The organism is Pseudomonas sp. FW305-70, from assembly GCF_058783925.1.
In genome coordinates this window covers 1-14,678 of the sequence record NZ_JBYSYZ010000017.1, presented here as the reverse complement: position 1 = coordinate 14,678, position 14,678 = coordinate 1, and the positions used below count along the sequence as shown (strand labels likewise).

Below are 14,678 nucleotides of genomic sequence, written 5' to 3'. Positions count from 1 at the left end.
TTACCCCGCTCGTGGTATTGGTCATCGCGTGTTCCGGGGCGCTTGGGTGCGCCTCGGATCATCGATCTCGTGAACAACAGTACGAGCGGGGTCGTGAGCTCGACAAACGACATTGGTTTTACTTGGATGACAAAATGTCACGTGAAAAGAAGATCCTCATCCCTACGGAGAGCGTGCGACAGCTGCCCGCGCTCAATGCTTTTGAAGCGGCTGCGCGGCTGGGCTCCTTTCAAGAGGCCGCGACGTTCCTGCACCTGACGCCTTCGGCAATCAGTCACCAGGTACGAAGGCTGGAAGGCGTATTGGGTGTGGCGCTTTTTGTTCGACGCAATCGGCAAATCGAACTGACCGAAAGCGGTCGCAAGCTGCAGCTGCACGTCAGCCGGGGGCTGGCCGAGATCTCTATCGGGCTTCAGGCGGTCAAGCAAGCCAGTGACACCAGCCCTTTACGCATCAGTGTGGCGCCCAGTTTCGCGGCGACCTACCTGAGTGCGGGCATGGCGCAGTTCGAGCATGAGAACCCGGATATCACCGTGCATATGGAATTTTCATCCAGAGTGGCCGATCTGGAAGCCCGCGAGCTGGACATCGCCATTCGCCACACCACGCAAACCCGATTCAACGTATTTTCCGAAAAACTGGCGGATGTCTCCGGTGCGCCTGTCTGTGCACCGCAAATAGCGGCAAGACTCGTTGCCGGGGAGCGTATCGAGAGTATCCCTCGCATTACGCTAGCCCAGGCACCTGGCATCTGGACGCTTTGGAATCAAGCCGCCGGACGCATGGACATCCCGCCACAGCGTGAGCTGCTTTTTGAAAGCCTGAGTGATGGCCTGCAGGCGGCCATTGACGGTCACGGATTGATGATGGCTCCGCTGGGGCTTATCGAAAAGCACCTGAAGAATGGCCAATTGGTCCTGCCTTTCAAGGAGAAGCTGGAGCGAGTGTCGGCCTACCGCTTGCTGTGTCTCAATGGCAATGAGATGTCTCCCAAAGTCTTGCGGCTGCGGCGCTGGCTGAAGGCTGTGATTCGCAACAGCGGCCATTTCGGCGACGGCCTCGATGTCGCCAGCCATCAGGTCCCGCGCGAAGATCGATAACCTTTCATTCGAACAACTGACGACGCCTGGCTCCCGGCGACATGGAAAACCAGCGCTGGCAAGCGCGATTGAACACGCTCTGTTCGCTATAGCCGAGCAGACCGGCAACCTGGGACATCGGCATGTGCCGCTCCGCCAGATAGTGATCGGCACGGTCACGCCGCAGGCGCTCGACGATTTCATCGAAGCTTCTCCCCTGCTCGGCCAGCCTTCGCTGCAACATACGCACGTGCATGCCCAGTTGCTCGGCAATCAATGGCAAACGGCAACGCTGTATCGGCATCATGCGCAAGACCAGGCGCTCGACCTGACTGACAACATCCGACGTCGCTTGCAAGTCGAACTGCTGGAAATACTGTTCCAGTGCGCGATGCAGGTAGGGGGCTTGCTGTTCAATCCGCTGATTGAGTTGTTCGTCACGAAGTACCAGGGCGTTGCAGGATTGACCGGTGCACACCGCGGTTTTGAAAAAGCGCCGGTACCGTGCTTGAGCCACTGAGTGATGGGCGGAAAACAGAACGGCCTGGGCAACGAAGTTGTCGCCATACAGCAACTTCATGCCGTTATGCGCCACCCCCATTGCCAGCTCCACCATTTGCCGTCGCGGGGTCGGTCCGGACAGGCGGATGTCGATCAACAGGCGCGGCGCGTGGTTCTCGCTCAGGTCCAGATCAAGCTGGATGCCCGGGCTGTGGTAGCCGATAAAACGGATGATTTGCTCCAACGCCTCCCCCGCCGTTGCGCACGTTCGAGCGATGACCGCAATCGGCCCCAGGACGTGCAAGTCCTGGTACTCGGCCATGCGCAGGCCAAAATCAGGGCAATCGAGCTCTCGTGCGGCAAACTCCAGCAACCCTACCAGCGAACGCAACGGTACCCGTGCTTCCTCGTCCATCAGCACGTCCGGATGGATGCGGAAGCGCTCGAGCATGAGGTCGGCTTGCCCGCCAAGCTGGCTTGCCACCTCACGGAATCCGGTCAACGAGCTTGTTCTGATCAATGTAGTCATGTCGTCAAAGATCAAATAATTGGCATGAGAGGTCAATAATTTTCTAGCGCCTTCAGCCAACAATCGGTCCCAGGTACCTTTGTTGCTTCCTGGTGAAGCAGCCCCTGTTCGCTCGCTCGGGATCATTGTGTGATGGAATTCGACTACGTAATCATTGGTGCCGGTTCAGCCGGCTGTGTCCTGGCCAACCGCTTGAGTGCAAATCCCGAGATCACGGTATGTTTGCTGGAGGCCGGTCCGGAAGACCGCTCGCCATTGATCCATGCCCCGGTGGGCGTCGCGGCGATCCTGCCGAGCCGACACGTCAACTGGGCATTTCACACGGTACCGCAGCCCGGCTTGAACGGACGTCGCGGCTACCAGCCACGCGGCAAGGTGCTGGGCGGAAGCAGTTCGATCAACGGCATGGTGTACATCCGTGGCCACCATGGTGACTTCGACGATTGGCAGGCGCTGGGCAATCCCGGCTGGTCGTTCGCCGATGTACTGCCGTACTTTCGCAAGAGTGAAATGAGTCACCGCGGCGCATGCGACTACCACGGGGCGCAAGGCGAACTCTATGTCGGCAGGAACCCGATGCATCCCGTCACGCAAGCTTTCATCGAGGCGGGGCAGATGGCCGGACACCGCCACAATCCCGACTTTAATGGCGTCGACCAGGAAGGCGTCGGCCAGTTCGATGTGACGATCCGCAACGGTCGGCGCTGGAGCACGGCCACCGCGTTCCTCAAACCGGTTCGACACATCCGCAAGAACCTCACGGTGCTGACGTCGGCCGCTGCCGAACGCATTGTGCTCGAAGGCAAAAAAGCCGTCGGTGTCGAGCTGCGCCTCAAGGGCAATCGCCAGACCATAAAAGCACGCCGGGAAGTCCTGCTCAGTGCCGGTTGTTTCGGCAGCCCACAATTGCTGATGCTCTCGGGGATTGGCCCGCAAGAGGAACTCAAGCCCCAAGGCATCACGGTGCAGCACGAACTGCCCGGTGTCGGGCAAAACCTGCAGGACCATCCGGATGTCGTGCTCAGCTACAGGAGTCAGGATACGTCATTGATGGGTGTCTCACTGCGCGGCAGTGTGAAGATGGGCAAGGCCTTGATCGACTATGCCCGTCATCGGCGCGGCCCTTTTGTGAGCAACTTCGCCGAAGGTGGCGGCTTCCTGAAAACCGATGCCAAACTTGCACGCCCGGATATCCAGCTGCATTCGGTGATCGCGATGATCGACGACCACAACCGCAAGCTGCACTGGGGCCACGGCTTCAGTTGCCACGTCTGCGTGTTGCGGCCCAAGAGCATCGGCAGCGTCGGCTTGCAATCAAACGACCCGAGTGCCCCACCGCGCATCGACCCGAACATTCTCGGGCATGACGAAGATGTCGAGACCCTGCTCACGGGGTACCGCATGACCCGAAACATCATTCAACAAGCGCCGATGGCGCGTTATGGCTTGAAGGATATGTTCAGCGAGGGCTTGTACGGCGACGAACAGCTGATCGAGCTGTTGCGCCAGCGTACCGACACCATTTATCACCCGGTCGGTACCTGCAAGATGGGCAACGACGAACATGCGGTGGTGGACAGCCAATTGCGCGTGCACGGCATCGAGGGGCTGCGGGTGGTGGATGCCTCGATCATGCCGACGCTGGTGGGCGGCAACACCAACGCCGCTTCAATCATGATCGCCGAACGCGCGGCGGACTGGGTGTCCGCCAGCAGGTGATCCTGCCGTCGAATCGACCTTCGGCGTTGTGGCCGGAGGTCAGCGGTTTCGGTACACAGGTTCCGGACAGTGCGGCAGTGGATTGAGGTGATTTGTTCCTGATCAGCTAAGGTAACTTGGTCAACCACCCGTTTGGGCAGATCAGCAATGAACTCATACCTCACCCTGTTCTTCGGTATGTTCACTACCCTGCTGGCAATCATCAACCCACTGGAGGCCATTCCGGTATTCCTGGGTCTGCTGCAGGGCAAAGACTCTGTCGAACAGCGCCGCGTTGCACGCAAAGCCTGTCTTTATGCATTGCTGTTGATGTTTTTCTTTTTGATTTTCGGCAACCTGCTGCTGCGTTTGTTTGAAGTTCCGCTGAGTATGATTCGGGTGGTCGGCGGGGTGATCCTGATGCGAATCGGGTTCGAACTTTTTGCGCCCTCGCCCGACAGCAGCCTGATTCCAAGCGGTGGCAAAGGCGACGAGGACGTAGCTTTCATCCCCATGGCCATGCCGATCATGTTCGGCCCCGGGGCCATTGCCACGGTGATTGGCCTGACCAGCACCATCAAGGACTCCGACCGCGCCGTACTGTCCTTCGCCGTCGTGGCGCTGGCGATCTGCGCCACCATGCTGGTCACTTACCTCTCTTTGGCCTACGCCAACAACATCCTCAAGAAGATTGGCCCGCAAGGCATCGATGCCGCGACCCGCATCGTCGGTTTCTTCGTTTCGGCGATGGGCGTGGGGCTGATCTTTCACGGGACGGTGGAGTTCCTTCAGTCGTATGGGGTGTTACTCAACGGTGTAGCGAAGTAGAACTGCAAAGCGCTCATGCAAAAAAACGGGCGCCTGTTTGGGGCGCCCGCACGGCTGATCAGTCACGGCGTCAATCGTGTCCGTTATGACCACTCTGCCGCATGGCTTTGAGAATGCCGTCCAGGTTGTAGGTTTCCGGTGCCTGCATGGGCGGGAAGTCCTTGTACGACATCAACTCCTTCTCCCAGAGCAACTGTCCGATCGGCAGCATGTTCCAGTTGTAGATATAGGCGTTACCCGGTGAGCCCAGGGCACCGCCATAGCCGGTGATGGACTTGGCGTCGGCACCGACCGTTGTTTCAAAAGGGTCGCGCTTAAGGTTGAGCAGTTGGGTCCAGTGGAAAGTGGTCGCGCCATACAACCCGCCCGTCGCGGTATCCGGCACCATGGTGTAGTACATCTTCCAGTTCTTGTAGCGCACCGCCGAAGGTTGCGAGCCGGTGTAGTAGAAGAAGGTGTCGCGCGCCGACTTGTCGGACTTGCCGGTCAGGTAGTCGGTTTGATCCACGCCATCGAGCTTGGTCTTGACGATGCCGGGGTAATTGCCCGCCATGATCTGCTCATTGAGCTCATTACCCTTCTTGCCGCCAGCGATATTGACCAGGGTCGGTACCCAGTCGAGCGAGGCGAAGATATCGGTCAGGACCGTGCCAGGCTTGATCATCCCGGGCCAGCGAATGACCAGCGGAGCGCGCATGCCACCCTCCCAGGTGGTCAACTTGCCGCCTTTGAACGGGGTTGTACCGCCATCCGGGAAGGTAATGGTTTCCGCACCGTTGTCGGTGGTGAAGACGACAATGGTGTTGTCCAGTTGGCCCATGTCCTCGAGTTTCTTCAGGACATAACCAATATTGTCATCCAGTTGCTTCATGCCTGCTTCGTTGGTGCCCCAGTCTTTTCCGCCGGGCTCTCCGACCATGGCGTCATACTTGGGTGGCAGCACCGTGGTGATGTGCATGCGTGCCGGGTTGTACCAGACGAAGAAGGGTTTACTGGTCTTCTTCGGATCGTTGCGGTCGAGGAAGTCGATGACCTTGGCGGAGATTTCTTCATCCACGGACTTCGAGCGTTCCAGCGTCAGCGGCCCTTCGTCCTTGCACGTGGTGTTCTTTTGCGTACCGTCGCTGGAGACGCAGGACATGACCGGACGAGGTGGCGTCAGGCATGTGCCTTCCCGCGGGTCGATGGCGCCAGGCACGTCCGGCAGCCCGTTGATCGGCGTGGCCTTGCACGGTGGGGCGATGCCCTGCACCTGCGGCGTCTTGTTGATATCGACAAAACTCACGCCCTGCATTGCATCGAGGTGATAGAGGTAACCCCAGAATTCCTGGAAGCCGTGGGATGTCGGCAGCGCTTCGAAGTTGTCGCCCAAGTGGTTCTTGCCGAACTCACCGGTGGTATAGCCCAGATCCAGCAAAAATTTGGACAGCGCTGGTGTGCCAGGACGCAGCCATGACGGGCTGCCGGGCAATTGCGGTGGGATCATGCCGGTTCGCAGCGGGTGCATCCCGGTAAAAAAAGCATTGCGCCCCGCCGTACAACTCTGCTCGGCGTAGTAGGTCATGAATTTCGCACCTTCCTGGGCGATGCGATCGATATTCGGCGTTTCACCCACCGCCAGGCCCTGGTGATAGATGCTCGGCTGCATCCAGCCGATGTCATCGGCCATGATGAACATGATGTTGGGTTTCTTGTCGGCCGCTTGAGTCACTGTCGACAGGCTGGCAGTACCGGCAAGACTGCTTAACGCCAGTCCCGTCAGTACAAGTTTTCTCAGTTTCATGAACTTGATCCTCTTCCAGTTGATTCACATAACTACCCATCTCGGATACGTCGTGCTCTCATCTCTCAAGGCTCAAAAACTTCAACTGCCCCATCCTTAATGCTGACGGTCATCCGTCACGGGTGCGGCTTCCTTAAATATGTTGAGCTTTGACCGCAATGGTGTTTGGCTCCAGTCATTTGCATACCCAGAATTCAGCCCTACCACTAACCGGATGGTGAGTATAGACGCGCATTTACAAGGAGCCGGCCACAAAGCCGCCCCTTCATGGATCACATCATTTCATCGCTTTACCTGCGCGACATCGCCGCAGAAAATATCGACGCTGCCATCTTCAGGTGCTGTACGCACGACGATGGAATATTGTCCGGAAAGCAACTCTGACGTTGCGATAGGCGCATTACGGTAAAAGCTCCAACCGTTGGACCCGGCTTCATTTTTTGTATTGACCTTATCGTTCATCGCATAGGCGACAGGGCCGGGTTGCTGACAGCTGCCTTTGTTGATGAAGGTGTAAATGCGCGGCGGCAGGAGGGTTCCGGTCGGAACGCCAGTGATATAGAAATCAAAATTGGTCTGGCTGCCTTCGGCTGTCAGGGTGGCGTTGCCCGTCTGGCCCGCATTGCGGTGGGTGGCCGCCAGAGGCAGATTCATTGAGTGGTTCGAAGCCGTGCTGCAACCGAAAAGACCTGCCATGAGTAGCGCGAGTGGAACGATGCGGGTATTCATAACAACCTCCAAAAGTGGAAGAAGTGCATGGGGGAACATTGGGTATAGCTCATTAATAAATGGGCTGTACCTCAATAAATCCGCATTGGAAAACTTCGCACCTGTCACCCGGCGATCAGGCAAAAAAATAGAAGAAACGCTGACAGTGTCATCTGTCCCTGGCGTTCACGCCTCCATGATCTTGACCAACAGACTTTCGCGCTGGCAAACGTCGGCCTCCACTGCCCTCACTTCTTTCATGAACACCTCTACCGCGGGTGGCAGCGAACGCTCCTTGAGGTAAATGAAGCCGTACCGGGTACGCAGTGCGAGGTCCTGAACGGGTAACGGCGCGATTTCTCCCGCCGACAATTCGCGCTCGAACGTCGACAGATTCCCCAGCGCCAGGGCGTTGCTGTTCTCGACGAACTTCACGATTTGCATGGGGACATCAATTTCGATGGCCGGTACGAAGTCTCCGCTCAGCGGATCATAGGCACCGGCGCAACCCAGCGTTGCCGGAAGCAAGTGGGTCGCCAATCGCAAGGGAATGCGCGAGGCCACCCAGGGGTAATCAAGTGTTTGTGCCAATGTCAGAGGACGGTCTTGCCCAAGCAGCGGATGGTCCGGGCGACAGAACAGGCGGCCTTCATGCTCCCCCAACAGTTCGCAGGTGAGCTCTTCCCGGCCTTGCAACGTACTGATTTCAGCGATGCCCAGATCCACCACGCCAGTTGTGACCTGATGCGCCACCTCCCGCCACCCGGCCACATGGGCCGTCACCTTGATTTGCGGATGCCGGGCATGCATCCGCGCGATGCCGGCGTAGCCGCTGATGATGCTGGGGTAAGGACCGAAAGCGACTTTCAGTGCGCCGATATCCCCGCCCGCCAGCAAGGCAATGTCACGCCGCAGATCCTGTTCTGCCACCAGCAGGCGCTGACTTTTCTCCCGAAGCAAATGACCAAATGCAGTCAATACAACGCCATCGGTGCGTCGATCGAACAACGTGACCCCGAGTTCGCGCTCCAGCATCTGGATGCTTTTGCTCAGCGCCGGTTGGGAAACACCCAGAGCCTTCGCGGCCCGGCCAAAGTGTGCGTGCTCGATCAATGCCAAAAACTGACGTAGACGGTTCGGCGTCATTTCATAACCTTTATGTTATCGAAAGCCTTTAAAACGGAATTTTTCGGAATTAACTCAATATGCTATTCATGGTTCGACGGGTCAAGCCGAGAACGCAGAACACTCGCGTTGCCTTGACGCCCTTGGACACTTCATCTGGCGCAGGAACCTTTCATGTACAACAAGACCCTCCATCTGGCACTGGCGATCACACTTGGCGGTGGCATCAGCCCTTGCGTTTTCGCTGCCGATGCAAACGGCACAGCTTCCGATCCGGCTCCATCGCAAAACGTGCACTTCGACAGCAAGGGCAAGGCGCCTTCGTCCTACACGGTCGACCTGCAGAACACTGTGCGCAAGACACTCCCCTTTGCAGACAAGCGCGACCTTGAAGAAGCGAAAAAAGGCTTCATCGCCGCACCGCCCTACAAGAAGATCATGGCCGACGCCGGGAACGTCGCGTGGAACATGGGGAGCTACAACTTCCTGAATGAAGGCAAGGATTACGACAGCATCAATCCGTCGCTGCAGCGTCAGGCGGTGCTCAACACGGCCTATGGCCTCTATGAAGTCGTTCCGGACAAGATTTATCAGGTGCGCGGGTTTGACCTGGCCAATATCACGTTCATCAAGGGCGACACCGGCTGGATTGTCTTCGACACGCTGCTGTCGAAGGAAACCGCCAGGGCCGCCCTGGACTTCATCAACGAAAAACTGGGCAAGCGCCCGGTCGTGGCGGTGGTGATCTCCCACTCCCATGCCGATCACTTTGGCGGAATCCGCGGCGTGGTCGACGAGGCCGATGTCCGCAGCGGCAAGATCCCGCTGATTGCGCCGCAAGGTTTCATGGAGCATGCCGTGGCTGAAAACGTCTACGCCGGCAACGCCATGAACCGGCGGGCGTTCTTGCAATATGGCTTGCTGTTGCCGCACAGCCCCTATGGTCATGTCGACATGGCCATTGGTAAAAACGCTTCCAGTGGCAACATGGGCCTGATCGAACCTAATCGCTTTATTACCAAAGATTTCGAGACTCTGACCATCGACGGTGTGGAGATGGAGTTCCAGAGTACGCCAGGCACTGAAGCGCCCGCAGAGATGAACACCTGGTTTCCACAATTCAAGGCCTTCTGGGCAGCCGAGAACATCACCGGCACCATCCATAACATCTATACCCTGCGCGGCGCCCTCGTCCGCGACCCGCTGGTCTGGTCGAAGAACATCAACAATGCCCTGTATCGCTACGGTCAGACGGCAGACGTCATGTTCGCCTCCCACAGTTGGCCACGCTGGGGCAATGAGCGGATTCAGGATGTGATGCGCGCGCAACGTGATGCCTATGCCAACCTGAACAACGCCGTGCTGCATGCCGCCAACCAGGGCGTCACCATCAACGAGATTCAAAACGTCTACAAATTGCCCGAAAGCCTGAAAAACAACTGGGCGACCCATAGCTACCACGGCTCGGAAGAGCACAACAGTCGCGCCGTGATCAACCGCTACCTGGGTTACTGGGATGCCAATCCGGCGACGCTGATGCCATTGTCTCCAAAGGATTCGGCACCCTTGTATGTGGAAATGATGGGAGGCGCCGACAAGATCATGGCCAAGGGCAAGTCCTTGTTCGATCAGGGCAAGTACCGCGAAGCCTATGAAATCCTCAACAAGCTGGTGTATGCCGAACCGCAGAACAGCAAGGCCAAGGACTTGCTCGCGGATGTCTATGAGCAAGTCGGTTATCAGAAGGAAAGTGCCGGCGTGCGCAATAGTTTCCTCTCGGCCGCGTATGAACTGCGCCATGGCATGCCCAAGGGCGTGCCGCCAAAAACGGGTGGTGCGGACATGATCCGCGGCATGAGCACCGAGTTATGGCTGGAGTACCTGGGCATTGCCCTGGATAGCAGCAAAGTCGCGAACCAGCACTTCATCTTCAACCTCAAGACACCCGATAACGGCGAGCAATTTGTTGTGGAGTTGAGCAACTCGACACTGACCAATATCAAGGGGCAGCAAGCCGGCAAACCCGACCTCACCATCACGCTTGACCGTGCTGACCTTGAAGGTGTGATGGCCAGGAAAACCAGCTTTGATCAACTTGTTGCAGCCGGCAAAGCCACTTTCGAGGGCGATCGTAAACCGTTCGAACTGTTGATGGCGGCGATCACCCCGTTTACCCCGACCTTTGAACTACTGCCAGGCACCCAACAGTAATCAACAAGGGCTGCGCTTCATCCTGCACCGGGGTGAAGCGCTGTGGCGCTCTACTTCGCGACCCTGAATAAACAATAACGAGCATGGATGGCGCTATTCACAAGTTGTTCCTTCCAAAATCGAGAATATGAACTACCACTTATGTGTGATCGACCCGTGCTGGTTCAATGCAGTTAAAGTTTCTCGACGATTGTTATTACCCTTATTTCGAAAATGTACACTTGCCGGGATCTAATCCATGCAAACCAGATCAGGAGCAATACCTGCCTTAACGTTATTGGCCCTATGCAGCCAGCAAGCCTGGGCCGGCGGCCTCATGCTTTACGAAATCGGCACCGATAACGCTGGCCTGGCCAATGCCGGTGCCGCTGCCCGCGCCCAAGGCCCCTCGACCATTGCCAGCAACCCCGCGGGCCTGAGCTACCTGCCCGGCACGCAAATCACCGCCGGCTTGCAGGTGCTGTACGGCGATTTGAGCTTCGACCGCGATGCCGACACCAACGTGCCGGGCAGCGGCAGTGGCAATGCCCTCGACCCGATCCCCGGCGGCAGTTTTTTCATCAGCCATGAACTGGACGACCACTGGAGCGTCGGCTTCGGTCAATACGCCGATTTCGGTCTGGCGGTCAATTATGACAACGACTGGTCCGGGCGCTACTTCGCACAGAACGCCAGCCTCGGTGGTTTGTCGTTGGTGCCCAGCGTGGCTTACCGCTTCAACGAGCAATGGTCGGTGGGTCTGGGCGTCAAGGCCATGTACGGCATGCTGCAAGCCCAGACCGCGATTGACCGCTCGCCGTTCGGCTTTACCGACCGCACCGACGGCCAATTCAAGTACAAGGACCAGGATTGGGGCTTCGGTGCAAATGTCGGCGTGATCTACGCCCCGCAAGCCGGCACGCGCATTGGCCTGACCTACACCAGCCAGGTCGATCTGGACTTCGAGGACAAGCTGGACGTGAATGGCGATGGCCGACTGCTCGAGCGCGTCAACAACACCAAAACCGAACTCGATGTGAAGGTGCCGCAAACCGTCACCCTGAGCCTGTTCCAGCAACTGGACCGGCAATGGGCCTTGCTCGCTTCGGTCAACTGGCAGGACTGGTCAGAGTTCGGCGACATCGCGGTGCAGGTCGACACCACGGCGCTCGGCGCCCAATCAACCACGGTCGACGCACATTTCAAGGACACCTGGCACCTGTCCCTGGGGGCGCAATACCAGGCCACCGAGCAATGGCTGTGGAACGTCGGCGTGGCGTACGACAGCAGTGCCGTGTCGGACCACAACCGCACCGTGACCGTACCGATGGCCGAGTCCTGGCGCCTTGCGACAGGAGCCACCTATGCGCTGGACAAGGACACCGACGTCAACCTCAGCTGGGCCATGGTCTGGCTCGGCGACATGCCGGTGGACCAGACCAGAAACGTTTCGGGCAATCGAATTTCCGGTCAATTCGACAATGCCTGGATTCAAGCCCTGAGCGGAAACATGACCTGGCGCTTTTGAGTGTCATGCCACACCAAAGCGACTTCATCCGAGGAGCACACAGCAAAATGAATCTGTCCCGAAACCTGCTTGTCGGTGCCGCCGTGGCCGGGCTTCTGCTCGGTGGTTGCACCTCCAAAGTCACTGAACAGGCGCAGTACTCCGGCTACCTGTCCAACTACGACAACCTGCAGGAGGTCACCACGCCCAGCGGCGGCACGGCGATGCGCTGGGTGAGTCCATCGTGGAACCCCAATGCCTATGACACGGTAGCGTTCGAGCGACTGGAACTGTATCCGGCGCCCAAACCCGATGAGCGGGTCAACCAGCAGACACTCGATGACATCCGGGACTACATGAGCAGCAGGGTCAAGGCGACGCTGGGGCAGAAATACCGGATGGTCCACCACACGAGTGCCGCGCCAAAAGGTTCGAAAACCTTGATCCTGCGCGCCGCGATTACCGGCGTGAGCGCCTCCAACGAAGGCATGAAATGGTATGAAGTGGTGCCCATCGCCGCTGTCGTCGGAGCGACACAGGCGGCCACCGGTCACCGCGATCAGGACACCGAGCTGTACATCGAGGCCGAGCTCATCGACGCGAAAGACAACCAGACCGTGGCCAGGGTCGTGCGCAAGGTGTTCGGCAAGCAGTTGTCCAACGAAACCCAGAAAATCACCGCCCAGGACTTCAAGGCGGCGATCGACAAGTTGAACGTCGATCTCTGGGCATTCATCCGCAGTTGAATCACTTCCCCGTAGAGGAATAGCTGACATGGCGTCCCATACATTACTTCGACTCACAAACTTGCACAGACCTTTAATCGCCGCAACGCTCATCGCCAGCGCGCTTGCATTAAGCGCTTGCGCAACGGTGGATGCCCAGACGACCGCCTACGTCGGGGTCGAGCACCCTGCTCCGACCCTACCCGCCGAAGTCCAGATATTACGCACGGAACCGACGCGCCCCAGTGTGCGTTTGGGCGAAATCCTGATCGATGCCAGTGTCGACCCCGCGCCTCCCATCACCCAGGTCGAACAGAAGCTGCGTGAAGAAGGCGCCAAACTGGGTGCAGACGCGGTGGTGGTGGTTTATGACCGGATCCAACCCGTCGCCGCTTACGTGACCGGTCCTCTGTGGAACCGCGACATCGATACGATCCAGGGCCGCAAGCTCAAAGGCATTGCCATCAAATACCAATGACGAGGTGCACAGCTATGAAAGCAATCCTGTCCTGGCTGACGGTCACGTTGGCGACTGTCTTGATCAGTGCCTGTTCCGCCGTGGGGTCGAACGATGGTGGTGCCGGTGAAATGGAGATTCGCTCGGGCAAGATCGAGCAGATATCGCTGACGCAGATGCAGACCAATCACGACAGTGGCGTCGGCGCCGTCCTTGGTGGTCTCGGCGGTCTCGGCATCGGTAGCCTGATCGGCAGTGGCACCGGGCGCGACGTCGCCATGGTTGCCGGCGCACTCGCCGGTGCGGTGGGCGGTAACTATGCAGAGAAGAAAAAGTACGATCAGCCGGTCGCCGCGCAACAGGTCATCGTGCGGGTGAAAAGTGGCGTGCTGGTATCGGTGACCCAGCCGATCAATCCGGCCCTGAGCAAAGGCATGAACGTTTACATCGAAGGCTCGGGAAATAATGCCCGGGTGCTGCCACAGGGTGGGTAGTGGCCTCGCCTTGAGCGGTAAACCCCATAGGCGGAAAATCATGGCTGCAGGTCCGGATTGAACCTGCACCAGCAAGATCGTCACCTTTCATGCGAGCATTATCATGCTGAGTGAATACGTTTCGCCCCAGACTCAAAAGCCGAAGTAGACAAATGCCGTTGCTGCCGCCATGCCCCACGCGACCAATGCCATGACCGTTGAATTTTGCGGTAATCCGGATTCGCTCAATCGCTGCAAACCGGGCTTCGCAACACCGACCTGTACGTAATAACCATGCCTGATTGCCTGGTAGGTATACCGCAGGCCAACCAACAGAAACAGAGTGATCAGGCCAAGGGCAAGCCCACGCCTGATAGCCGGTTTAGCCAAGGTTGCAAGGTGATCCTGTTCACAGGCAACACTGTTGAGTTGCACAACGGTAATTCGCTGATAGTCGGTCGAAGAGCGCTTTTGCCCCATCTGGATCGCCGCCTGTTGCTCCAGATCCAGCATCTGATACTTCCAGAGTGTTGACGATCCTTTTCGGCAAAAGGTAAACGCAGCAGGACTTGAGACGGAGATAATACAAGCGTCGTTGATATCCAGTTTTTCCAGCGTTTCCATGGCTGACCTGGTGAAGTCCAGGTCGAAGACCGAAGCGGCCCCGGTAGCAGATGCCGCGGCCGAAACCAGTAGGCTGCTCAAGATGCAGATGGCAGAAATGTTCACGACCTGGTGTCCCCTTTTCCATTTTTTGATTTCGCAGCTCAATTCCAGCCTGCTTTGTTGAGCTCCAGTACGCTGCTGGCACCCCGATTACCGATGGGTCATTGAGTGGAAGGAAAAAGGGAGGGCATCCATTGCCCTCCCCTCCGTGGTCCACGCTCCCTGCGACAGTACTGGCCAGGACCTCAAGTGGCCAGGATGAAGTCCGTTTGATCAACGGCCGCGCTGTTGACACCGACAAGCTGAATGGTGTCAGCCCCGATCCCTACCATCGTGTCTGCCCCGTTGGCCGTGATGGTCACGTTGGCAGCGAACGTCGCGCTGGTGATCCCGAACTCCGCGATGTTGA

The 14,678-nt window shown here is 58.0% G+C and carries 13 protein-coding genes; 8 read left to right on the top strand and 5 right to left on the bottom strand.

The features are described 5' to 3' along the window. Nucleotides 1-122: 122 nt before the first annotated feature. Complete coding sequence (locus AC3WN7_RS15045) at nt 123-1,100, top strand: LysR substrate-binding domain-containing protein (RefSeq protein WP_256585796.1); 978 nt, start codon at nt 123-125, stop codon at nt 1,098-1,100. Nucleotides 1,101-1,104: 4 nt separating this feature from the next. Here AC3WN7_RS15045 and AC3WN7_RS15040 read toward each other — a convergent pair whose 3' ends face one another. Next, on the bottom strand, nt 1,105-2,064 hold the full coding sequence (locus AC3WN7_RS15040) for an AraC family transcriptional regulator (protein ID WP_256585797.1): 960 nt from the start codon (nt 2,062-2,064) through the stop codon (nt 1,105-1,107). 177 nt (nt 2,065-2,241) lie between these two features. On the opposite strand from AC3WN7_RS15040, the gene AC3WN7_RS15035 reads away from it, so the two are divergent. Continuing rightward, a complete protein-coding gene (locus AC3WN7_RS15035) occupies nt 2,242-3,828 on the top strand; it encodes a GMC family oxidoreductase (protein ID WP_102675601.1) in 1,587 nt (528 codons plus the stop codon). Between the two features lie 147 nt (nt 3,829-3,975). After that, nucleotides 3,976-4,635 (top strand): MarC family protein, encoded by a 660-nt coding sequence (locus AC3WN7_RS15030; protein WP_102675602.1) that lies wholly within the window; start codon nt 3,976-3,978, stop codon nt 4,633-4,635. A gap of 70 nt (nt 4,636-4,705) precedes the next feature. Here the strand turns inward: AC3WN7_RS15030 and AC3WN7_RS15025 are convergent, their stop codons facing one another. From AC3WN7_RS15025 to AC3WN7_RS15015, 3 genes are all read right to left on the bottom strand, one after another. After that, nucleotides 4,706-6,418, bottom strand: a complete 1,713-nt coding sequence (locus AC3WN7_RS15025) for an arylsulfatase (RefSeq protein WP_173862164.1) — start codon at nt 6,416-6,418, stop codon at nt 4,706-4,708. 282 nt (nt 6,419-6,700) lie between these two features. Beyond that, nucleotides 6,701-7,147 carry a hypothetical protein gene (locus AC3WN7_RS15020; RefSeq protein WP_095966591.1) on the bottom strand — a complete coding sequence of 149 codons (447 nt, stop codon included), beginning with the start codon at nt 7,145-7,147 and terminating at the stop codon, nt 6,701-6,703. Between the two features lie 165 nt (nt 7,148-7,312). Further along, entirely contained in the window at nt 7,313-8,272 is a 960-nt protein-coding gene (locus AC3WN7_RS15015; protein ID WP_102675603.1) for a LysR family transcriptional regulator, read from the bottom strand. Nucleotides 8,273-8,425: 153 nt separating this feature from the next. Here AC3WN7_RS15015 and AC3WN7_RS15010 point away from each other — a divergent pair, with 153 nt between their 5' ends. From AC3WN7_RS15010 to AC3WN7_RS14990, 5 genes are all read left to right on the top strand, one after another. After that, nucleotides 8,426-10,462: an alkyl/aryl-sulfatase gene (locus tag AC3WN7_RS15010; RefSeq protein WP_102675604.1), complete on the top strand. Its 2,037-nt coding sequence runs from the start codon at nt 8,426-8,428 to the stop codon at nt 10,460-10,462. Between the two features lie 238 nt (nt 10,463-10,700). Beyond that, on the top strand, nt 10,701-11,969 hold the full coding sequence (locus AC3WN7_RS15005; protein ID WP_102675605.1) for an OmpP1/FadL family transporter: 1,269 nt from the start codon (nt 10,701-10,703) through the stop codon (nt 11,967-11,969). 47 nt (nt 11,970-12,016) lie between these two features. After that, nucleotides 12,017-12,694, top strand: coding sequence for a DUF3313 domain-containing protein (locus AC3WN7_RS15000; RefSeq protein ID WP_102675606.1), 678 nt, complete (start codon nt 12,017-12,019; stop codon nt 12,692-12,694). 28 nt (nt 12,695-12,722) lie between these two features. Continuing rightward, nucleotides 12,723-13,151: a hypothetical protein gene (locus AC3WN7_RS14995; RefSeq protein WP_102675607.1), complete on the top strand. Its 429-nt coding sequence runs from the start codon at nt 12,723-12,725 to the stop codon at nt 13,149-13,151. A 14-nt stretch (nt 13,152-13,165) separates the two neighbouring features. After that, complete coding sequence (locus AC3WN7_RS14990) at nt 13,166-13,624, top strand: glycine zipper 2TM domain-containing protein (RefSeq protein WP_007976931.1); 459 nt, start codon at nt 13,166-13,168, stop codon at nt 13,622-13,624. Between the two features lie 132 nt (nt 13,625-13,756). On the opposite strand, the gene AC3WN7_RS14985 is transcribed toward AC3WN7_RS14990, so the two are convergent. Further along, nucleotides 13,757-14,332 (bottom strand): hypothetical protein, encoded by a 576-nt coding sequence (locus AC3WN7_RS14985; protein WP_095966606.1) that lies wholly within the window; start codon nt 14,330-14,332, stop codon nt 13,757-13,759. Nucleotides 14,333-14,678: the final 346 nt, after the last annotated feature.

Coding starts and splice junctions, on each gene's coding strand:
- AC3WN7_RS15030 (WP_102675602.1), top strand. CDS start 3,976: ATGAACTCATACCTCACCCTGTTCTTCGGTATGTTCACTACCCTGCTG.
- AC3WN7_RS15000 (WP_102675606.1), top strand. CDS start 12,017: ATGAATCTGTCCCGAAACCTGCTTGTCGGTGCCGCCGTGGCCGGGCTT.
- AC3WN7_RS14990 (WP_007976931.1), top strand. CDS start 13,166: ATGAAAGCAATCCTGTCCTGGCTGACGGTCACGTTGGCGACTGTCTTG.
- AC3WN7_RS15035 (WP_102675601.1), top strand. CDS start 2,242: ATGGAATTCGACTACGTAATCATTGGTGCCGGTTCAGCCGGCTGTGTC.
- AC3WN7_RS15015 (WP_102675603.1), bottom strand. CDS start 8,272: ATGACGCCGAACCGTCTACGTCAGTTTTTGGCATTGATCGAGCACGCA.
- AC3WN7_RS15020 (WP_095966591.1), bottom strand. CDS start 7,147: ATGAATACCCGCATCGTTCCACTCGCGCTACTCATGGCAGGTCTTTTC.
- AC3WN7_RS15025 (WP_173862164.1), bottom strand. CDS start 6,418: ATGAAACTGAGAAAACTTGTACTGACGGGACTGGCGTTAAGCAGTCTT.
- AC3WN7_RS15005 (WP_102675605.1), top strand. CDS start 10,701: ATGCAAACCAGATCAGGAGCAATACCTGCCTTAACGTTATTGGCCCTA.
- AC3WN7_RS14995 (WP_102675607.1), top strand. CDS start 12,723: ATGGCGTCCCATACATTACTTCGACTCACAAACTTGCACAGACCTTTA.
- AC3WN7_RS15010 (WP_102675604.1), top strand. CDS start 8,426: ATGTACAACAAGACCCTCCATCTGGCACTGGCGATCACACTTGGCGGT.